Below are 20,432 nucleotides of genomic sequence, written 5' to 3'. Positions count from 1 at the left end.
GTTTGTGTCTAAGGTAGACGGACGAACGGTGACAGTTCAGCTACCGACCGGCCCAACCCGGGTCGCCCCGCCGAGCAGACTCTCGGTGCGGTGGCCGGGTTCCTTGTCACCCCGACGCCACCGTCAGTAGCATTCCAGCCCCCCACCGTACTCACCCCTGGAGTGGCATCCGGCATGTCCCTGACCGACGCCTCGTCCCGTACCCGCCGCGAGATCCTGATCAACGGCCGCCGGGTACGGATATCCGACCTGCTGGAGGCCGGACTACTCAAGCCGGGCCAGGAGCTCTTCTTCCAGCAGCGGCTGGGCGAGATACCCCACCAGGCGACGGTGATCGCGCCGGGTCGGCTGAGACTGCCCGACGGACGGGAGTTCGGCACGCCATCTGCCGCCGGCAGCGCCGCCAGTGGGCTGGTCGCCGTACCTGGCTGGGAAGCCTGGCGGGTCGGCAAGGGCGGTCCGACGTTGCACGAGCTACGCCAGCGGTTACTGGAGTCGGTCGCGAACGAGCCCGTTCCGCCAGACGCCGTCACCAGGGAGGAATCCAACCAGGGCGCGGCACGGGAGCGCTTCGCCCGACTCGACCTCGCACGCCGGAAGGCCAAGGCCGGTGACCCGGAAACGCTGACCGTGCGCCAGTTACTCCGCTGGTGGGGACACGAGGACCGGGACCGGGACGTCATCCGGCAGATCGACGGCGATCTGGCGAACCACAGCCTGACCACCGCCCCGGACTTCCGGGCCGTCAGCCTCGACCGGACGGTCCGACTGATCACCCCGCCGGAGCCCGTCGACGAGGTCCCGGCCGGCGCGCCGATCGCCGACGACTCAGGGTCGCTTCAAGCGGACCTGGTCGAGGAGAGCGATGCCGAGATCGGGCTGACCCTTGGCAACCTGCTCTCCGCCGAGGACACCCTGGTATCCGTCTCGCCGTCCGCCTCGGTGGAAGAGGCCATCACCGCCATGCTGCTCAACGACTTCTCGCAGCTCGCGGTGCTGACGAATCCACGAACCCTGCACGGCGCGGTGAGCTGGAAATCGATCGCCCGAGCCCAGCACGCCAACCCGAACGCCTCGTTCAGCAGCATGATCGTGCCTGCCCAGGTCTTCGACTACGACGTACGGCTGCTGCGCGCGCTCGACACGCTCCAGCGGGAGGAGTTCATCTTCGTCCGCGACTTCGACCGCAAGATCTCCGGCATCATCACCGCGGCTGACGTGGTGAACAAGTACGACGAGACGGCGACGCCGTTCCTGCTGATCGGTGAGGTCGACCAGGAGTTGCGCCGACTGATCCAGGGCACCTTCGACGCCGAAACGGTGCGGCGGGCGTGCACCGCCGCCGGTCAGACCTTCAGGTCGTTCGAAGCCATGACGATGGGCAACTACCAGGCCGTGCTGGACAACCCGGCATGCTGGGAGCGACTCGGCTGGCCGCTGCACCGCAGGGTGTTCATCAGCCGTCTCGACCATCTCCGAAAGGTGCGCAACGGCGTGATGCACTTCAACCCGGACCCGGTGAAGGCCGCCGACGTGCACAGGCTTCGGCATTTCCTGGACCTGATCCGCACCTTCAACAAGTGATGCGGCGCTACCCCGGTGGGGTGCTCAACCGACCGGAGCGCGCTGAGCCGCGAGCTGAGCAAGTACGTCGATCGCGACCCGGGCCGAGTAGTTCGAGAGCCAGGTGCTCACCGTGAACGTGGCGCGATCTGCCCCCGGCTGATCCGGTGGACGTAGCGTGGTGGGCAGGTCCTTGACCCGGACCACCAGCGTCCAAGGTCCGCCCGAGACGTCCGTACGACTCGTCTGGATCGCAAAGATGGATTCGATGTGGCTCCAGGGCGCCCGGATGGCGAAGACATCCGCGCCAGTGCGACTCCGTGCCCGCACCCAGACCCCGCCCGGATCGGCGGCCAGCCAGACCCCGGTCACCTTCGGCATGACGCGGAGGATGGCGAAGAGCATCACGATCAGGAGGGGCAGGACGAGCACCAGGGGGGTCCACGGCACTCCGGACGGAGCAATGGCCGGAACGCACAGCGGCGACAGGATGCCCAGCCACACGACCGGTTGCAGGGCCAATATCCACACGAGTGCCCTGCGGCGCAGGACGAACGGTTGACCCTCGTCCGGGATGCTCGGCGCACTCCGGATGACCTGGTCGTCAGCCACCGAACAGCTCGCGAGACAGTCGGCCGAGCACCGCCGGGCCGTCGCCTCCGTCCAGGACAGCAGGATCGAAAGTTTGCCCTGCTCATCGACCTGTCCATGGCCGGCGAGGCCACACGAGTTCGGCCCAGAAGATGACGGACATCAGACACCTGTTGCATTCCGTTGTTTCTTAGCGCACTCAATGCCGTGGTCCAGTTCGTCGAGCGGGCGGGACAGCACCTGCCACGTCCATCGCCATGGCTCTCCCAGGTACCGATCGACTTCGGAATATGGGAAGATCTCGATACCTCGCGCGGGTAGGGCACGCAAGATCAGCACCGCTGGTGGGCTCCGGCGGTGTCGTCGTGACGTCCATTCCTGCCCGAAAGGTTTCCGATGCCTGTCATCTCCGTGCGCCGCTGGTTCAGCACGGTCGGCGCGCTCGCGCTCGCCGCCGTCGCGATCGTCTCCCCCGCCGGACCAGCCCAGGCCGCCGTCGGCGACTTCCCGAGGGTGATCGCCGAGCCCGCCTCGACCTCGATCCCGGAGGGCACCGGCGCCTCCTTCCGGGTACGCCTGAGCCACCCGCCGGCCGAGGCCGCCTTCCTCCAGATGACGATGCGGGGCACCGGCGGGTGGATCAGCCAGCCGGTGATGCTCCAGTTCACCCCGACGAACTGGAGCAACTGGCAGGGATTCGGGCTGGGGAGCACCCAGGACGCGGACACCGTCGACAACGTCCTCGTCATCACACTCGGCTTCCCGAATTACCTCCCCGACACCGTCACCTTCACCCAGATCGACGACGACTAGCTAAGCTAGGCAGCGTTTCGAAAGTGGGTAGGTTCGGGATGGGAAGATCACGGACATGGCCTCCCTGCCTCAACTCGAGGATTTGACGTCTCTGGTCCTGCGATCAGATTTTGGCGACGATGCAGCTTGGGATGCGATCAAGGCAGCGATCGACGGCTCCGGCGGACACCGCAGCGCGACATACGTCAGCGATCAGGCATACGCCGGGGTGTCGGTTCAGGCGCTCGTCGAGGCAGATGCCGCAGCCGACGAGGCGGACAAGATCACTTACTTGTTCCTGGCCGATGACGTCTGCATGGCTGACGAGGAGCACCGGCTGCTGGCGGTTGACCTGTTCGACGAACCCGGGCGTTCCTTCCGGGTGCCACCCCGCTGGTTCCCGGACGTCTCCACCAATCTGAGCATCGCGAATCTGGACTTCGCCGATTTCGCAGACACCACAGGCGGGTTCGGCACGTTTCAGGGCTTCGACAGCAGGTGACCTGCGAGGGACGCGTTTACAGAAAGGCTTGCGCTCAAGGCGTGTCGATGATCGACAAGCGGCGAGGTCTCCGGTAGATCGTTCAACGGCCAAAAGGAACTGAACCGGAGACCTCGTGGCCGCCATACCGGCGGCGAGCGGCGGCACGACCTAACCGACGCGCAGTGGACGTGCTGGAACCGCTGCTGCCCAAGGACACGAAGTCAGGACGGCCGCCGAAATGGAACAAACGCCAGCTCAGCGACGGCATGCGGTGGCGGGTGCGGGCGGCGGGCGTCCGCGGACGCGCCCGGACCGGGTCCTGGCCGACAAGGCGTACAGCTCGGCCGCCAACCGGCGCAAGAAGGGGCCGAAGGGCGGACCGCCGCCGCCCTTCGACCCCGAGATCTACAAGCACCGCCACGCCGTCGAGTGCGGCATCAACCGACTCAAAAGCAACCGTGGCCTGGCCACCAGGTACGACAAGCTCGCAGTCCGCAACCAGGCCACCTTCAACATCACCGCGATCAACGAGTGGCTCCGTCCTTGCTTATGAAACACGTGCTAGAACTGCGCGAAGAACCGCCACACCTCTCCCTTGGTCCAGGTTCTGGCGCCGCTGTCACCGCCCCCGTCCACCGGCCCCGGGGTGTGACCCCCGTCGAACGCGCCCCACTGCACCGGATACCCGGCCCGGCACCCCGAGTAGACGGTGGTGACGTGCGTACGGCTACCCGCCGTCGGCTCACGCGGACTCTGCGGGGTGCAGCCGTTGTTGCTGACGAATCTGTCGCGCAGCGACCGCCCGTTCGCGATACTGTCCGAAATTCCATGGATTCCGAAGTACGCGATCGGCTGGGTGCCACCACTGCATCCGCTGAGCAGTCCGGGGGCCCCATAGACCGTGACGGCCCGGAAGACGGTCGCCCGGGCGCAGGCCAGTGCGTAGCTCATGGAACCGCCGTAGCTGAATCCGAGGGCGAAGCGTTGCGTCGTGTTGACGCAGAGGTCATTCTCGATCCGGCGGATCATGTCGTCGACGAATGTGACGTCCTCGCCGCCGGTATTGGCCCAGCCGTTGCCGATGCCCTGGGGCGCGACCAGGATCGCGCTGTTGTTCGACTGCTCCTGCTGTCCGTAGTACGACCAGGCGGCCCCATCGGTCCCGCCCGAGGAGACGTCGTTGGCGGTGCCGCCCCACCAGTGGAAGGCGAACATCAACCGGTACGGACTGCTGTTGTTGTAGTTGGCGGGGATCCGCAGGATGAAGCTACGGCTCTTGCCGTTGCTCTGGATGGTGTGCGAGCCGTTGCCCAGCGTCGGAGCCTTGCCGCACCCCGCGCTCGAACTACCACCCGGCGGCGGCGTGGTGGGGCCACCGGTCGGCGGCGGCGTGGTGGGGCCGCCACCACCGACGGTGATCAACTGCCACTGCTGGTTGTTTCCGTTCAGGTCGGCGTACTGAACGATGTTGGCCCCGTCCGCGGTCGAGGCGCCCTGCACCTCCACCACCCTGCTGCTGTTCCGGTTGACCAGCCGGACGTGACCTCCGTCGGAATCGGCCAGCCGGAACTGCTGGTTTGTTCCGTTGTGGTCGGACCACTGCACGATCGCCCCACCGTCGGCGGTCGAGGCGTTCGACACGTCCAGGACCTTGCCGGAGTGCCGCGACTTCAGCCGGTAGAAGCCCCCGCCGGAGTCCACGAACTGCCACTGCTGGTTGGCCCCGTCGTTGCGCGTCCACTGGCTGATCCGCGCACCGTCGTTGGTGGCCAGGTTGTAGACGTCCAATGCCTTGCCGCTGTTGCGGTTGACCAGCACATACCAGGCGTTCGTATCCACCGTCGCCGCGGCTGCGGGCGCGTTGTCCACCGCAGCGAGCGTGCCGGCCGCCAGTATCGCCGCGCCGACCGCGGCCACTGCCGACCACCAGCGACGTCTGGGGGGAGAGCCGGGACGAGCCTCACCGTTCATTGATCCGCTCCTTCGACCGAGTTCACGCGCGATCAGGACGGACGCGCGTTGCCCCAGGCACCGGCGTTTCAGGCGGTGGGTCAGCACTCGTGGTGCCTGCGGGCAGGGCCTCAACGTAACTTCGTAATACGTCATACGTCAATGACAGGTATCGATGTCCTGTCGAGCAAGGTCGCGGCGGACAGGGATCATGGTGGCTCTTCGACGTTGACCAGGGATTGGGCTGGGTCGATCCGCGAGTAAGCCTCGCGCTGGTCGCGCGACCGCCGAGAGCGCCCTCGACCCTGGCCCCGCCCCCGGTTTCAGGCTGCCGTCCTCCTGATAGGTGGACACGGACCGGGCTAGGACGATCATTCAGAGGCCGAGGGCGCCGATGGCGGCGGGCAGGGTGGGCGCGGTGGCGAGCTGGCGTACGTCGTCGCGCTCGCGAAGCCACACCTGGCAGGTCACGCCGTCGTAGTGGACGGCGACGGGCTGCCCGGGGTGGTGGCGGGCGAGCCGGCGCAGCAGGGGTACGGGGTCGTCGACGGCGACCGGTGTCGGGGTCTGCGGCACCGGGATCGGCTCGTCGGGGTTGGCGGGCACGTTGCCGGCGATGGCGAGTTCGAGAAAATCGAGGCAGTGCGCGGTCGCGGCTTCCGGGGTGGAATGGGTAGGCGGGTTGGCCGGGGCGGGCAGTCGGCCGGCGACGTTGATGGTGACGTCCCAGCTCTCGCCCTGGATGAGGCGGAGGTCGCCGGCATTGCGGATATGGTCGGTGAGGGTGATCGTGACCGTCAGGCGCAGCCCGAGGACGAGCCGGACCAGGTCGGCCAGGGGCGGTACGTCGGGTCGGCGGGCCAGCACGAACAGCCGGCCGCCGGGTCGGCCCCGGGCGGCCCAGCGCAGGTATTCGTTGAGCGGGTCGGCGTCGGGGCGGTGCAGGGTGACGGTGCCGTCCCGGAGACTGTGGTCGAGGTCGCCGCCGCCGTCGAGTTCGACCAGGTCTTCCGGGCGTACGCCGAAGTGGTCGGCCCAGCCGGCGAGCCGGAAGTGGTCGGGAAGCTGGTGCAGCGGCTTGCCGCCGGGGTGGGTTGCCACGTGCGGTGCCGGCACCTGCTGGCCGGTCCGCCAGGTCTGCTCCCCCGCCGGCCCGGCCCGGCCGTCGCCGCCGGGTCCGGCACGATCGGCCTGGTGGTCGGCGGGGTCGTCCTGCCAGGCGAATTCACCGGTACGCCAGCCGGACGCGTCGCTGCGCCAACTGAGGTGTACGACCCGACCGGCGAGATCGGTGATCGTGATGGCCGCCTCGGAGTGGAGTCGGCGGGTGCCCCGGCAGGTGTAGCAGCGCAGCAGTGACGGGCTGCGGCCGGAGCCGGCACACCTCGGGCAGTCGGGGTCGGCACGGTCGGTGCCGAGTCGGCAGTCGCAGCGCCGGAGTCGGCTGTGCGGATCGCAGTCGGGACAGTCGACGTACGGGATGGGCGAGTCCTGCCACGACGGTGCCGGCGGCTGCCATCCCCGGCACAGTTTCGTCGCGCGCCGGCTGTAGATCTGCCCGGTCGACCACTCGGTGAGGACTTCCGTCGTGCCGGCGTCGCGCAGGCTGGTGTGCCACCAGCGGCCGTCCCGCCAGATCGCCTGCGCCCCGGCGGTCGGGCTGCCGGTGGCAAGGTCGAGACAGTCGGCGAGGATCCGCCGTTCGAGCTGGTCCAGGTCGATCGTGGGTGGGTCGGGTGGTGGCTGCCCGATGGTCAGGTGGTGGGCGGGGGCGGTCAGGCCGCGCTCCTCCAGGCCGTAGCAGGCGTCGAGCGCGGTCGTGGTGGTGATCGCGGCGGTCAGGTCGTCGGCGTAGCCCCGGGCCTCGGCCGGCACCGGCCCACCCGGCACCTCGAACCGGATCGCCCAGGTCAGCCCGTCGGTGGCGACCAGGCGGCGGGCCTCGACCACCAGGTCCAGGCAGAGCAGATCGGCCAGCCGGCAGAGCCGGCCCAGCTCGGCCGCCGCCTCCCGGGGCGGCGCGACCGCGGCCCGACCGAGATAGAGCCGCCACGCGTCGGTGCTCTCCCCGGCGATGGCCTCGGCCTCCAGCACCTCCCGGACCGTCGCCGAGTGCTCCGGCCGCCAGGCGCGGGGCAGGAAGACGAGCGGCCCGTCCGGATCACCGGGCTGGCGAACATCCGTCCACGAGCCGGCGCCGACACCGACGGCGGCGGCCAGGTCGCGCAGCAGCGGGGCGAGCGGGAGGTACCAGCTCCCACCGCCGTCGTCCGGCCACGGCGCCGGTTCCACCACCCCGGGTACGACGTTCGCCGAGGCCACCGCCCCGGTGTCCAGGTTCGCCATCGTGAGGACGAGTTGGGCGCGGCGACGCCCAGTCTGCCCGCAGTCGTGGCAGGGCCGGCCGACCGTGCCGACCCCCTGACACTCCAGGCAGTCCTGGTACGCCTCCCCCGCCGCCCGCCGGTCCGCCTCGCTGTCGCCGATGCTGTCGTCGATCAGTAGGCGGTTGCCGCCGTAGGTGCAGCGGCACGGGTCGAGGGTGAAGGAGAGGCCGTCACACGACCGGCACTGCACCACCGGCAGCCCGGCCATCAGCGCCGCGCCAGCTCGTGCGCCGTCGACACCTGCCGGGACTGCCACCGTCGTAACGCATCCTTGATCCGGGCGTTCTGCTCCCGGACGCCGGCCAATTCCGCGTACGCCCTGGCCAGGTCACCGGCGACCTGCTCCAGGAACTCGGTCACCTCGTCCGGATCGACTCCCCGCCGACCGAAGCCGACCGGGGTGAACCGGCGCAGCCGCACCTGCGATGGCAACAACGGCCGGTACGACGCCGACCGGTACGCCGAGCCGAGCCGCCGCAGCGACGGCCCCTCCCGCCCCTCCTGCCGGAACAACCACCGCAGCAGAGCACACATGACCTCTCACCAGCCTCTCGGAGAACAGGACGTGGGCGGGTGGCCCCGGCCGGAATCGTCGGCTTGCCCCACCCCGGACCGGGGCCACCCCGCCCCACCGCCGGAGGCACGAGCAACACGTACGGCGGCAGGGCGTGACTCAGAAGCCGGGACGGACAACCTGTACAAGCCGCCCGCCCCGGCTGGATGAAGTAACTCAGCGCCGACCGAGTAACTCCGGAACCAACTTACGTTACGGGGTAACGTAAGGGTACCCCGTAACACTAGTTCCTTCGTGCGTGTGGTGTGTTGACGCTGCCGACCGAGGGAGCGAGCATGGCCACGCCGCTGTACCAGCAGATCGCGAACGACATCGCGGAGCAGATCCGGAGCGGCGTTCTGAAACCGGGCGACCGCCTGCCTACAACCCGACAGCTCATGGATCACTACGAGGTGAGCGAAACCGTGATCCGGTTCGTCATGATCCAACTCAAGGCGGAACGCCTCGTCTATGGCCAGCAGGGACGCGGCGTCTACGTCGGGTCCGAGCCTGGCTCGACCTGATCCGCGGTTGCCTGCCGGACTCGTGCTCCTGGAGATGCCACACATGCAACGCGGCTGCGCCGGGGCTGCGCCTCTCCGGACCTTTCGGATAGTGTTCAGACGACCACGCGGCGGTAAACAGGTGCCCCACGTCCGTCTGCTTCCGCCCGCTGGCGCCAGGCATCCGGGGAGGACCGCATGGCCAGCATCGAGGAGCCAGTCTCACACGCGCAAGCAGCCGACACCCTTCCTCCAGAGCAGGACAGCCGGCGAGCACGGCCGTCCGAGCATCCTGGGCTGCTAGAGGCGACGCGGTGAACATCGACGAGGTCAAGCAAACGATCCGTCGTGGCAGCGAAGCGGCAGCTCAGACTAAGAGCGCCCTGGAGCAAGCCGGATCCGAGACGGCGAGCAGCCAACGGCTTGTACAACTCACCGTCCATGACAGCCAGAACGACGACGTAAAGAGTGCCCTGAAGATCCTCGGAGAGATGGATGGCGAGATCACGCGGGCGTTGAGGCGCATAGATGCCGCTGTCGAACATGCCGATGCATACCTCACCGCCCTCGGATGACCGAGGACATGACAGCGGTGGTGGACCAACTACTGGAAGCGCGCCAACGCCTCGCAGCCACCGCAGTCATCGCTATGCGCGCCAAAGCGGACGCGGAACACAGCCACGGCTTGTACGCCGAAGCCGCGAAGGGCACCAGCAGGTCCAGACTTCAGCAGGCCATGGCCGACATCAAGATCGCGAGCGACAAGGCCGCCCGGATCGCTCGCCTGCTGAACAAGACGCGAGATCACGTGACCGCTTACCTCGAAGAGATCGCCCCAGGTGCAACGCGGGACGAAGGCCCCGCTGTGGACGGGATGCCCTCAGGGGAGCAGCTACTCGCAGACACGGAACGCCGGGCAGACGCACGGGCAAGCGTAGGGAGCTTCCTCAGGAGAGCAGTCAAGAACACCGAGAATGCCCAGGACACGGCGAAGCATCTCGCGGAGCTGGGTGAAACGGGCGTCAAGGTGCTTCGTGATCCGGCAGGTGCCTCCGGCTCTCGGTCAGCCGGAACGACGACGCCCACCGTAACCCCGAACCCTCGACCGAAGATCGACATCCCCGAAACCGTCGGCCACTTCTTTGTGTTGGGAATAGTGACGGCGGTCGCCATCCACAAGACAAACGAAGTCCTCCGCAAACAGATAGCAAGGCGGCGAGATCGTGAACGCTCAGACGGAACTGACTCAACTGATTCAGGCACTGGCTAAGCAGGACTGGGAGGCCGTTGACAGCCTTCTGGAGACGCTTCGTCAGAAGGAGTGGGCCGGCGCCACTCAAATCATTGGCGCCGCCTTCGTGTTAGCTGTACATCGCCGTTTTCGTCGGGGCCAGGACCAACGAGACATCGCAGCCTTCGTAGCGGAGACGAGGTCTCGCTATGAAAGCGGCAAAGACCTACCCCCGCTTGCAATGGAAGCGCTCATCCGAGCTGCGCTCGGCGAGGTTGATCTCATGGACGAGATCAACCCAGACAATTACCTTCCCGGCCAGATCGTTGTCCTTGGCACGATTCTTCAGGACGAGAATCCGACCCAGGACCAGCTTGACCGGTTCATCCGAGAGGTCGAAGAGACAGCAGCCGAGCATATGTAGAAGTCGGCGAGCATGGCCGAGACTTCCCTGGAACGAATGAGGGGCTGCTGGCTATCGTCACCCGTCCGGTTTGCTCCTATGACCGTTGGGAGAACTTTAGCCTTGGCTCGACGCCTAGATCCCTGCATCGCCGCGCCCATGCATCAATCTTTTGCTTCAAAATGATCGAGTTGGTGTCGGATATGCTATTGGGAACGCTCTTCAGCTTGAATCCAAACCAAAGACAGTAGCTCGTGAATCTCTGATTCAGTCTCTTAGTGTTGGCGTTGTTGCGGATAATTTCCAGGACATTGCTAGCCTGGTCGCACGCATAGCCCAGCTTTTGAGTCGTACCGAACTTGACGGCGTAAACCGCGCCGCCTTTCTGCAAATCCCACGCCTCGATGGGCGTTGACATTGCTATTTTGATTTTGGAGAAATCCTTATCTGCCCCTACATAACCAAGCCTCTGTACGACCTCCCAATTGTTGAACGCACCTTCCTCCATATCGATGATCCGCAGTTCGGGCTCGGTGTTGTCGACCTCGATGCCGTCGAGAGACACATTGAGTTGATCGACATAGTCCTCGTTGAAGCGAACCCATCGGCCATGCGATAGCATGACGTTCTCTCCCTCGACCACGAACTCCAGGGCCTCTCCAAGGCGTTTGGAGTAGGATTTTTGCCCCTCGTTATCTATCCGAACCCGGATGTTGAGAATTTCGTTTCGCCCGATGCGCTCGTCGGCAATGTAGGACCGTAGGGCCGTGAGATCGAGACTGTCTTCCCCGAGTTCTCTCTTGTTCCCGCCTCGATACGAGAGCGTGTATCGCTCATTCCCAGCGAATACAAGCTCGACACCGACAACCTCATGGGCGTCGTAGGCAAACTCAGGAGAATCGTCGCCAGCAAGTATTGCATTCAGCAACTTCCCATTATAAAGGCACAACTGTTCGTCATCAGTGATCACGGTCGTGCGAGGTAGTTTAAAGCGAGGCGCTTGTTGCATGCGGGTACTGACAGCATCAAGCAAGCTACCGATTTGATGACGAGTGACAGGCGCACCAATCAGCATCGACGAGCCAAATTTTCCCACTCTGCCGAACGTATCTCGCATATCAGCCTCGATCGCAGCCCTCAGGTAGTCCACAGACTCGCCGCTTTCGATGTTCAAAGGAGTGTTTCGCGCATAGCTCTTAATCTCCTTCTTCTTCTTACCAGCAAATTTTTTTGAGGCAGTCTGCTTAATGTCGCTCTCATTGCCGATTCTCTTGGCCATCTCGATGCCAAAGTCATGGTCACAGAACGGCCGGACGTAGAAGTGGCTCTTCCCGTAAGTGAGAACGAACAGCAACTCGTCCTTTCGGAAGGTGTAGGCTGCAAAGTAAATGAGATTGGCAGGTTGCTCCTCTTGAAAAAAGTCGGCATAAGTTTCGACCCACGGAATGGGGTTCGGTTCTTCGTTCGCTGAGAAGTAGAAGCGAGCCTGCCAACCATGTTGCTCGCTTTCATGGATCATACGGAGGCCCACGGACTCAAACTTTGACTCAAGAGCGGGAACATTCGTCGACGGCACTAAGAAAATATTGAGCTTCATGCCTGGCAACTCCCGGTTCGTACCCGAATGAAGATCACATTCCGTGTCTGGCGAACTACCCTAAGCAAAAAGTTAGCCGCCGCCCCCAGGGGTCGGCAAGGCTCTCTCAGGGCACAGCATTCGCACGAAGCAGCTTGCGCGTTCGTCCAGGAGTAAGCCAAAGTCCAACGATTGGACAACTAGCGATGGGCCGATTGGCCCGTCTCGCGACACACCTTTTTTAGAACAAGTCTGTATCGTACGGACATCGACCCGATTTGCGGACAGAGTAGCTAATTAAGGAACAACGAATGGGCGCACGAAAGCCATGTTCCCGAACAATCTCATCACCGCCGAGTGCCACCAACTGCACCGAGATCCGGTGAGATGGTCCAGCAGATCGGCACAGAGGAGCCCTCACAGGCTCCGCTCCCACCGGTCCAACATGCCCGTCGATCGCATCGACTCCCGCTTATGGTCCGTACAAACGACCCTTGGACTAGGACGCTCTGGTCTTCTCGCGCCTCGGTAGGACGGGCCGACCGCAGCAGTGGGACCTATTTGCGTGGTGCGACCGGTCAGCGAACGACTTCGGTCACGTTTCGGAGTGATGGTGTGTCGCGGGGCGTTTGATGTACTATCCGCTAGCGCGACACACCTCATGACTTCTGCGAGTGCTCGGCGAGCCGTCGACTGAATTCCGCATGCACTTGGCGGTACTCGTTCTCCCGATCCGCCTTGTAGAAGGGTGCCGTGTATCCCTCGGGCACGGGGTTTCGCTCGGGATCCTCCAAATGCGTCGTCAACTGCTGGTACTGGTCCTTGGTCTGCCCAAATCCAAAGGCGTAAGGATCAGCTGCGATTTTCCGGCCAGCCGAATCGAACCACATTTTCTCCTCTCGTTCCGTCAGGATCGGGTAGCGAGCACGGAGAGCCGCAAGCAACTCTTCAATCCCGATTCCGAGCCAAACGGCAACCAGCGAATCAATCTCGACTAGAGCGGCCCGTCGCACAAACTCGGATCGCAGCGGCGCATCCATGGTCCACACCGGACCAACCTCACCGATCGGCGATACGCCCGGCCAGGATGTGGCCCACCGCTCAGCTCGCCACGCCTCGCAATATAGTTCCGCCCAAATTGGCGAATAGGCTTGCGTCAAGCAATTGAGGCGAGCCGTCCGAAGCAACAAGCTCGATGCCAGGGGATGCCCGATTTCGGGTGCCGGCATAGCGCGAACTTCTCCTGGCTGGAGGTCCGAACGGCCGGTAATGCGAAGCAAGTAGTCGAGAGGCAAAGCCGCAAAGAAGCCAGCCGTAAGAGCTGTCAATGAAACATCAGGAAAGGCCATCGTGTGAACGGCGTGGACATGTCCGGGTCCTGCCGGTACAAATGCGGCAAAAAGAGAGCGTTCAGTGTTGAAGGCGATCATGCGACGCCAGGCTAGACGGTAGCGGTCGGTATATCGCCCCTCGCCCCAGACATCCTGGCCTGCCCTAGTGCTCGCCTCGGTGCCGGTGAGCACGTAGTTGGAACCGGGGATGAAGTCGGGCGGAAGCGACGCCAGATCCACGGGGTTCCAGTCGTTATTGCTACGGTAGGGAACCCTTGGTTCCTTAGCAAACGGTGTGGCGATGCCGAAATGGGGCCCTTGCAGCACAAGATCATTCAGCGAAACCAGCTTACCCTGGTGCCAGCGGATCAGCCCGTCCTTCTTCCCGTTCGCCTCGTCGTACCCTCGACTGATCCACGGACTCTGATCGCCGATCCGATGCTTGACGGCCGCAAGCGCCGCGATCGCTCGCTCCTCTGCCGTCGTGACGGCATGGAGCAGGGCAGCACGTTCCGCCGAAGTCGCTGACTCTCCTCGCAGCCGCTGCCAGAGCTTCAACACCTCCAGATCGACCCTGACCACACGTGATCGATGTGGTCGGACGTCCCAGGTCCCGTTGTACCGCTGCCCAGGAACCGGCCCGATTCCGTTGTGTTCGAGCGATTCTGGCAACACGTGCGCGCCATATAAGCGGCTCAGGTGATGGAAGCCGATCTCCTTTGGGCTGCCGTAGATGTGGACCCCGAACTCGATGTTTCGGCTGGCATCGTCGAAGGCCCAGTTGGCAACGTTGACGAATCCGCCGTGCACTCGGAGATGCTGATAGGCGGCCTCACGGAGCCTGCCCTCCTTCGTGCCGCCGAAGTGGGTGTCCGGATGGACCAGCCCGGCCATCCCACGAGGCGCGAGGTGTGACCAAACTTGACAGGCCACGGCCCGATATAGGTCTGGTTGCGTGCCGACGAGCAGCGGGTAGACCCCGGGATGGGTCAACAGCGCCGTCATCCCGGCGTTCTCTGCCATCTGAGCAAGAAAGTCTGATCGAGTCGGGGGTCTGTCGAGGCTAGCGGCTTTCCGCTTCCGCCACACCTCAATCGGTGGTTTCTCAGCCAACCGGAACCACGGTTCGTGCTCAGCGAGTACGACGTCCTCCAGCCACCTCGGCCGTACCCATGGTGGGTTGCCGACCTGGAGGTCGAAGCCGCCCCTGCCGAACGCCTGGGCGAACGTCAGTTCCCAGTGGAAGAAGCCCTGTCCCTCGGCGATCCGGGTCGCGGTGTGCAGCCATGGGAAGCGCTCTTCCAGCCGGAACGGGTTCTCCATCCCCATCAGGCCCTCAAGCCGACCCTCGTACTCGCTCAGCTCACTCAGCGAGGTGAGCTGCGAGACCAGCGAGTCTTCCGGGATGTCGGCGCGGCCGAGCAGGGCTTCGGCGAAGGTGAGCCAGCCGTCCAGGTTCGCCAGCGGCACCGGTCGACGCAACTGCTCGGCGAAGCTCACCTTCCGGGTCCCGGTCGGCTTGACCGGCATCTTCAACTGCTGCGGCTCGACCGCCCCGAACAAGTCCTGCTTCTCGTACGACACCGGTTCGTCGTACGCCGGCACCTCCCGGACGTGCGTGACCTCGACCGGCTCGGCCGGATACACCTCGGCCGACCCGTCCAGCAGCTCGGCGGCGTCCAGCGGCCAGAACCACAGCGCGCACCAGGCGTCCATCACGGTCTTCAACCGCCAGTACGGCGTACCGGCCGCCGTCAGGTCGGCGAGGATCTTCTCCCTGGCCACCGCCCCGTCGGCCGCCGGCAACGGCCGCTTCGGATCCACCTCCCACACCGCAATGTTCCGGCGGATCTCCCGCTCCGAGATCTCCAGCCGCCGCCCGACCAGCTTCCACAGGAACTCGACCCGCCCAGCCAGCGCCTGCAACCGCACCACCTGCGACGGCTGCTTCCTCGTCCCCTTGGCCGACGGCGCGCGCTTCATCGCCGTACGCCATCTCTTGAGCTTTTCGGTTTCGGTCGGCGCCAGCTCGCGGGCCTCCTTCTCCCCCGCGACCGCGCCCCAGCCGTCGGCCGGGAGCAGGAAGTGGTGGATGGTGCCCGGCTCGATCTGACCATCCCGGAACGGCCGGTCCTCCGGCGCCGTGTGCAGCCACGACTTGTCGGCAAGCTGCTCCGGCCGGTAGAGCCGCCGCCCACCGCCGATCAGCGAGTTTCCCCGCTTGAGGTGCAGCCCGAACCACGGTGCCTGCAACCCAACATGCATCACGTTCAGCCAGAGCGACACCTCGGCCAGCTCGACCGCGGTCCGGTTCAGGTCGACGCCATAGCAGTTGTGCAGCGCGATGTACGCCTTCACCCGCTGCAACTCCAGGTGGTACGCCTCGGGTTCGAGGGCGGTCTCCAGCTCCTCCTGGCGCCGCCGGAGGTATTCGGCGGCGACCTGGTTGATCGCCTCGTTGAGGAAGGCGCCGGAGCCGAGCGCCGGCTCGCAGATCGTCCAGTCCAGCAGGTCCCGGGCGCGCAGCCCGTCGCCAGCTTCCTCGATCCGGTACTTGAGCGCGAGCTGGACGGTGACCTCGGTCAACGACTGTGGGGTGTAGTAGGAGGCGCTGGTCTGCCGGTCCCGCCCGGCGAGCCGGTAGACGAACGAACCCGGCTCGTACGGAATCCGGCTCTTCGCCCCGGTGACCGGGTTTTCCTTCAACACGAAGACGTCGTCGTCGTAGTCGTCCACCTTCGACTCGGGGATCATCCACGAGCCGTCCTTCGGGTCGCCGTGCTTGGCCACCTCATACAGTCGCTCGGTGGCGACGAATCCGGTGTACGACATCAACCCCTCGTAGACCGCGCCGAGCTGGTTGATCCCCAACTGGGCGTACGAGATGAAACCACCACGCTTCCGCCTGCCACCCTTGGTGATCATCAGCCGGCGCAGTACCTCGTAGAGGGTGCCGTTGCGCAGCCGGGTGTCCAGCTTCGGCCCGTCCGGGTCGTCCTCGTCACTGCCCGGCTGCGGGACCTGCCGGCCGATCAGCCGGATCGCCTCCGGCAGGAACAGGTCGGAGCGCATCGGCTCGAACCGCAGCCCCACGTCCTCGCTGGTCCGCTCCCCCACCTCCTCGTCGGCCCCACGCGCCCGGTAACCCTCGTTGACCATCCGGCACAGCAGGTCCAGCGACTCGTAGAGGTGGAAGCCACCCTCGGCCGACGGTGGCAGCCGCCGGGAGATCAGGTCACCGAGCCGGGCCAGGCTGTAGCCGGAGACGTACTCGGGATCGTTGACCGGCAGCACCCCCAGCTCGGGCCGGGCCTCGGCGTAGAGCAGGAACAGGATCCGGTAGAGGTAGCGCAACGCCTCCCGGCTCAGGTCCCGGGCCAGCTCGTCCAGGTCGGCGACCTCCTCCGGCCGGTAGCCGGCCTGGCGGATCCGGTCCAGCACCTCGTTGGCGATCAGCTCGACCGAGGTGCGCAGCCCCTCGCGCAGCTCACCACTCACCCCGACCGCGTGCTGTCGGGAGCCGGCGACCAGCTCGGCCAGCGGTTCGCTGCCACCCTCGGCCGGCGGGCGCAGCGAGTCCGCGCCGAAGAGCGCCGCGACGACGTCCAGCTCCCGCTCGTCGTTCCGGCCGTACGCCACGTCGAGGCTGACCGCCAGGTAGCGCCCCTCGCCCCAGACGCTCCGGTCGGCGAGGGTGATCACTCCACCGCTCATGATCAGCACATACCTCGGCGGCGCCTCGGTCGCGAAGAGCCACGACGCGAGCTTTGCCCCGGTCTCCAGCCGCTCCCCGCCGGCCAGCTCGACCGGACTGAGCAGCCGGCCCGCCTCGGTCGGGTCCTGCGCCGCGTCGGTGTCCACCGCCCAGCCGCAGTCCACCGCCACGATCCCGGGCCCACTACCGGTGCCCAGCTCGGCGTGCGCGACCGGGATCTCCTGCTCCTGCCCGGCCCGCTCGACGGTGATGGTGCCGGCCTGCGGATCGCCGAAGCCGAGCACCTTGAGCAGCTCGAAGTGCAGTTTGCGCAGCCGTTCCGGGTCGAACAGCTCCGGGTCGGCCAGCTCGATTTTCCGGTCGAAGTAGTCCCGCCGGAAGCCGCGCAGCCCGGCCCTTGGCGTCAGCCGGCCACCCCGCTCCTCCTCCGACCAGCGCTTGACCAGGCCGCCCTTGAGCGTGGTCGGCAGCACCTCGGCCAGGTAGTGCGCGGACAGATACTCACCCCGGTTGGTCAGCGACTCGAAACTCATGCCACACCCTCCGAGGCGTCGTCGACGAGGACGGCGAGCACCCGCAGCAGCGGCTCACCGACGGTTTCCAGCCGGGTGACCAGGTCGGTCTGCTCCCGTACGGTGCGGTGCACCCGCTGCCGGCGTCGCTCCCGCTGCCCGGGTGCCAGCTCACCGAACAGGCTGTCCTGTTCGAAGCGCTCCAGTTTGCGGCGGTGCTCGCGCAGCGGGGCGGCGATCTCGGCATCCCACTCGGCCCGCCGGGCCGCCAGGTCGACCCGGGCCGCCTCGACCGCCGCCGGCACCAGCCCCTGAAGCCTGTCCAGCGGAATCCGCCGGCCCGGGTTCGCCAGCTGCGGCCCGACCTTCGCGTCCGTCAGCGCGTCGACCATCGGGCCGACCCGGGGCGCGTCCGGCAGCCCGGCGACCGCCATCCACTCCACCACCGTCGGCTGACCGAGCCGGTTGCAGTAGACGCCCTGGACCAGGAAGACCGGCTCGGGTACGGCCGCGGTCAGCACCAGCGCCTGCTGCCGGCCGAGCCGGGCCAACACCTTGTCGACCAGCCACTCCACCATCGGATGTACGTCGCTGAGAAACGCGATCTCCGGCCAGGTCGGCTTCTTCGACTGCCGGGCCTCGTCCAGTTTCCGCTGCGCGAGCCGCCGGTCGAAGGTCACCTTCAACCGCAGGTCCTCACCCTCGGCGTGCGCCCGCAGATAGGACCGGGGCAGGTCGGACAGCCGGTGTACCAGATCCGGCGGGGCGAGGAACGACATCAGCTCCTCCTCCCGGCGCAACCCGATCCGGTCGTCGGGCCGGTCGTCGTAGAGTTCGGCGAGGGCGGTGTCGACGAAGTCGCTGGTCGCGTCGAACAGTCTCGGCACCTGCACCCGCTTCGGCTCCGCACCGACCGGCGCCTCACCCACCGAGGCCATCAGGTCGGCGAGCACGTCGACCTCGGCACCGGCGGCGTACGACTCGTCGACCGTCTTGCCCTCCAGCAGGTCCCGGACCAGCCGGTCCTCTTCCAACTTGGCGTCGTAGAGGCCGGTCATCGCCTCCACGCTGCCGAGGCTGCGGTGTGCCGCCTCCTCCCGGTCGAGCAGCTTCTCCGCCACCGTCCGGTCGTCCTTGGCGCCCGCCACGTTCGAGGTCAGGATCAACGCCCGGAACTGCGGCTCGTGCCGCTGCCCGTACCGGTCGATCCGGCCGTTGCGCTGCTCGATCCGGATCAGGCTCCACGGGATGTCGTAGTGCACCAGGTGGTGGCACTGCTGGTGCAGGTTCACCCCCTCCGAGGCGACGTCGCCGGTGAAGAGCAGCCGGACGGCGCTCCCCGCCAGCTCGAACTCCTGCAACACCTGCTGCTCCTCGGCGTCGGTCAGTCCGCCGTGCAGGGTGCGTACCGCCGAGGGTTTGAGGCCGAGCCGGCGCGGCACCACCTCGGCCAGCCACTTCAGCGTCGGCACCCGCTCGGAGAAGACCACCGCCCGGACCGGGCTGCCCGACCCGACCCCGATCTCCCGCAGCTCCGCCACCAGTCGGCGCAGCTTGCTGGAATCGTCGTCGGACATCCCCGCCGTCAGCTCCGCGAGCCGGTCCAGCGCGACCCGCTCCCGGCCGGTCGCCTTCTTCGACCGGGCCGCCACCGTCGCCGCGAGCGCGACGTGCGAGGAGAGAAAAGACTTCAACAGGGTGTACGGAAACAGCCGGTCCTGCCCGCGCAGCGGCGCGTCGGTCCACTCGCCGGCCAGCCACACCTCGGTCAGCTCGGCGAAGATCCGCTCCTCGGCGGCGGAGGCCGGGCAGTGCAGGGCCCGGGACGGTCCCCGGTCGGCCCAGCGGTTGCCGATCTGGTCCCGTACCTCCGGACTGATTTTCGTCCGGCGCAGGTAGAGATGCGCGATGTCCTCGGCCGAGTAGTCGTCGGGATCGGCGATCGCGGCCGGGTCCAGCAACGAGATCAGTTCGGCGAACGACCTCTTGTCCCCGTTGTGCGGGGTGGCGCTGGCCAGCAGCAACGCGTCGGTCTTGGCGGCCAGCCGGCGGGCCAGCTCGTTGCGCTGGGTGCCCTTGTTGATCAGATTGTGCGACTCGTCGATCACCACCGCGTCCCACTCGATCGCGTCGAGGTGGTGACCGAACTGGCCGGCGTCCTTGAGGGTGTCGACCGAGATGATCGCCCGCTTGAAGTAGGTGAACGGGTTCCGCCCGGCCGGAATCTCCTGCTGGATCCGCTGGATGCCGGTGGAGTCGAGCCGGACCAGCGGGATGGCGAACCGGGTCCACAACTCGCGCTGGAACTGCTCCAGCACCTGCTGCGGCGAGACCACCAGGATCCGGTCACCCCGGCCGCGCCGGATCAGCTCGGCCAGGATCAGCCCGATCTCCAGGGTCTTGCCGAGCCCGACGACGTCGGCGAGCAGGATCCGGGGCCGCAGCCCGGCCAGCGCCAGCTCCGCCGGCCGCTGCTGGTAGGTCAGCGGGTCCAGCAGGAACCGGTCGGCCAGCGCCAGGCCGCGTTCCGACTGCGGCAACGGAGTACGCCGAAGCACCGCCTCCAGGAACAGCCGGCTCTTCCGGAACCGCGACGAGGTGTCCTGGACCAGTACGGTCTCCTCCGGCCGCATCGCCCGGACGTCGTCCAGCTCGGTGAAGAACGTCGCCTCGACGTCCTGGACGAACTCGGAAACCCCGACGGCCTTGACCATCGTGCCGTCTCGGGCCGGTTTGGCGGTCCGGACCAGCCATTCCTCGTCCCGGACGAGGATGCGCGATCCGGGCGCGAACTGAATGGCCGCGGGCGGGGGCGGAGGCGTCATGGGGTGGGCGTCCTTC

At 66.4% G+C, this 20,432-nt stretch carries 14 protein-coding genes and 1 pseudogene; 8 read left to right on the top strand and 7 right to left on the bottom strand.

Annotated features, from left to right (window positions below; translation table 11 throughout):
- Positions 1-174: 174 nt before the first annotated feature.
- Positions 175-1,584 carry a CBS domain-containing protein gene (locus AAH979_RS00650; protein WP_346256202.1) on the top strand — a complete coding sequence of 470 codons (1,410 nt, stop codon included), beginning with the start codon at positions 175-177 and terminating at the stop codon, positions 1,582-1,584.
- A 24-nt stretch (positions 1,585-1,608) separates the two neighbouring features.
- Here the strand turns inward: AAH979_RS00650 and AAH979_RS00645 are convergent, their stop codons facing one another.
- Positions 1,609-2,085 (bottom strand): hypothetical protein, encoded by a 477-nt coding sequence (locus AAH979_RS00645; protein WP_346256201.1) that lies wholly within the window; start codon positions 2,083-2,085, stop codon positions 1,609-1,611.
- Positions 2,086-2,550: 465 nt separating this feature from the next.
- Here AAH979_RS00645 and AAH979_RS00640 point away from each other — a divergent pair, with 465 nt between their 5' ends.
- The 3 genes and pseudogenes from AAH979_RS00640 to AAH979_RS00630 form a co-directional block, all read left to right on the top strand.
- Positions 2,551-2,967, top strand: coding sequence for a hypothetical protein (locus AAH979_RS00640; RefSeq protein WP_346256200.1), 417 nt, complete (start codon positions 2,551-2,553; stop codon positions 2,965-2,967).
- Positions 2,968-3,022: 55 nt separating this feature from the next.
- Positions 3,023-3,448: a hypothetical protein gene (locus AAH979_RS00635; RefSeq protein WP_346256199.1), complete on the top strand. Its 426-nt coding sequence runs from the start codon at positions 3,023-3,025 to the stop codon at positions 3,446-3,448.
- Between the two features lie 271 nt (positions 3,449-3,719).
- A pseudogene (locus AAH979_RS00630) lies at positions 3,720-3,983 on the top strand (IS5/IS1182 family transposase); the annotation flags it as partial.
- An 8-nt stretch (positions 3,984-3,991) separates the two neighbouring features.
- Here the strand turns inward: AAH979_RS00630 and AAH979_RS00625 are convergent.
- From AAH979_RS00625 to AAH979_RS00615, 3 genes are all read right to left on the bottom strand, one after another.
- Positions 3,992-5,401: an RICIN domain-containing protein gene (locus AAH979_RS00625; RefSeq protein ID WP_346256198.1), complete on the bottom strand. Its 1,410-nt coding sequence runs from the start codon at positions 5,399-5,401 to the stop codon at positions 3,992-3,994.
- Between the two features lie 354 nt (positions 5,402-5,755).
- Positions 5,756-8,023, bottom strand: coding sequence for a hypothetical protein (locus tag AAH979_RS00620; protein WP_346256197.1), 2,268 nt, complete (start codon positions 8,021-8,023; stop codon positions 5,756-5,758).
- Positions 7,975-8,301, bottom strand: a complete 327-nt coding sequence (locus AAH979_RS00615) for a DivIVA domain-containing protein (RefSeq protein WP_346256196.1) — start codon at positions 8,299-8,301, stop codon at positions 7,975-7,977. The genes AAH979_RS00620 and AAH979_RS00615 overlap by 49 nt, the downstream gene beginning before the upstream one ends.
- A 315-nt stretch (positions 8,302-8,616) precedes the next feature.
- On the opposite strand from AAH979_RS00615, the gene AAH979_RS00610 reads away from it, so the two are divergent.
- The 4 genes from AAH979_RS00610 (at position 8,617) to AAH979_RS00595 (ending at position 10,478) form a co-directional block, all read left to right on the top strand.
- Positions 8,617-8,844: a winged helix-turn-helix domain-containing protein gene (locus tag AAH979_RS00610; RefSeq protein WP_346256195.1), complete on the top strand. Its 228-nt coding sequence runs from the start codon at positions 8,617-8,619 to the stop codon at positions 8,842-8,844.
- A gap of 293 nt (positions 8,845-9,137) precedes the next feature.
- Entirely contained in the window at positions 9,138-9,398 is a 261-nt protein-coding gene (locus AAH979_RS00605; protein ID WP_346256194.1) for a hypothetical protein, read from the top strand.
- Complete coding sequence (locus AAH979_RS00600) at positions 9,395-10,093, top strand: hypothetical protein (protein ID WP_346256193.1); 699 nt, start codon at positions 9,395-9,397, stop codon at positions 10,091-10,093. The genes AAH979_RS00605 and AAH979_RS00600 overlap by 4 nt, the downstream gene beginning before the upstream one ends.
- Entirely contained in the window at positions 10,047-10,478 is a 432-nt protein-coding gene (locus tag AAH979_RS00595) for a hypothetical protein (protein ID WP_346256192.1), read from the top strand. The genes AAH979_RS00600 and AAH979_RS00595 overlap by 47 nt, the downstream gene beginning before the upstream one ends.
- Before the next feature lie 76 nt (positions 10,479-10,554).
- Here AAH979_RS00595 and AAH979_RS00590 read toward each other — a convergent pair whose 3' ends face one another.
- The 3 genes from AAH979_RS00590 to AAH979_RS00580 form a co-directional block, all read right to left on the bottom strand.
- Complete coding sequence (locus tag AAH979_RS00590; RefSeq protein WP_346256191.1) at positions 10,555-12,054, bottom strand: DUF6119 family protein; 1,500 nt, start codon at positions 12,052-12,054, stop codon at positions 10,555-10,557.
- 638 nt (positions 12,055-12,692) lie between these two features.
- On the bottom strand, positions 12,693-17,612 hold the full coding sequence (locus AAH979_RS00585; RefSeq protein ID WP_346256190.1) for a class I SAM-dependent DNA methyltransferase: 4,920 nt from the start codon (positions 17,610-17,612) through the stop codon (positions 12,693-12,695).
- Positions 17,609-20,416, bottom strand: a complete 2,808-nt coding sequence (locus AAH979_RS00580) for a helicase-related protein (RefSeq protein WP_346256189.1) — start codon at positions 20,414-20,416, stop codon at positions 17,609-17,611. Before AAH979_RS00580 ends, AAH979_RS00585 begins: the two co-directional genes overlap by 4 nt.
- Between the last annotated feature and the right edge of the window lie 16 nt (positions 20,417-20,432).

The organism is Plantactinospora sp. ZYX-F-223 (assembly GCF_039649625.1).
Classification (GTDB): Bacteria; Actinomycetota; Actinomycetes; order Mycobacteriales; family Micromonosporaceae; genus Plantactinospora.
This window is presented reverse-complemented; position numbering and strand designations above follow the sequence as displayed.

Bases quoted from the DNA above. Each gene is read 5' to 3' on its own strand.
- AAH979_RS00650 (WP_346256202.1), top strand. From the start codon at position 175: ATGTCCCTGACCGACGCCTCGTCCCGTACCCGCCGCGAGATCCTGATC.
- AAH979_RS00640 (WP_346256200.1), top strand. From the start codon at position 2,551: ATGCCTGTCATCTCCGTGCGCCGCTGGTTCAGCACGGTCGGCGCGCTC.
- AAH979_RS00635 (WP_346256199.1), top strand. From the start codon at position 3,023: ATGGCCTCCCTGCCTCAACTCGAGGATTTGACGTCTCTGGTCCTGCGA.
- AAH979_RS00625 (WP_346256198.1), bottom strand. From the start codon at position 5,401: ATGAACGGTGAGGCTCGTCCCGGCTCTCCCCCCAGACGTCGCTGGTGG.
- AAH979_RS00615 (WP_346256196.1), bottom strand. From the start codon at position 8,301: ATGTGTGCTCTGCTGCGGTGGTTGTTCCGGCAGGAGGGGCGGGAGGGG.
- AAH979_RS00610 (WP_346256195.1), top strand. From the start codon at position 8,617: ATGGCCACGCCGCTGTACCAGCAGATCGCGAACGACATCGCGGAGCAG.
- AAH979_RS00600 (WP_346256193.1), top strand. From the start codon at position 9,395: ATGACCGAGGACATGACAGCGGTGGTGGACCAACTACTGGAAGCGCGC.
- AAH979_RS00590 (WP_346256191.1), bottom strand. From the start codon at position 12,054: ATGAAGCTCAATATTTTCTTAGTGCCGTCGACGAATGTTCCCGCTCTT.
- AAH979_RS00585 (WP_346256190.1), bottom strand. From the start codon at position 17,612: ATGAGTTTCGAGTCGCTGACCAACCGGGGTGAGTATCTGTCCGCGCAC.
- AAH979_RS00580 (WP_346256189.1), bottom strand. From the start codon at position 20,416: ATGACGCCTCCGCCCCCGCCCGCGGCCATTCAGTTCGCGCCCGGATCG.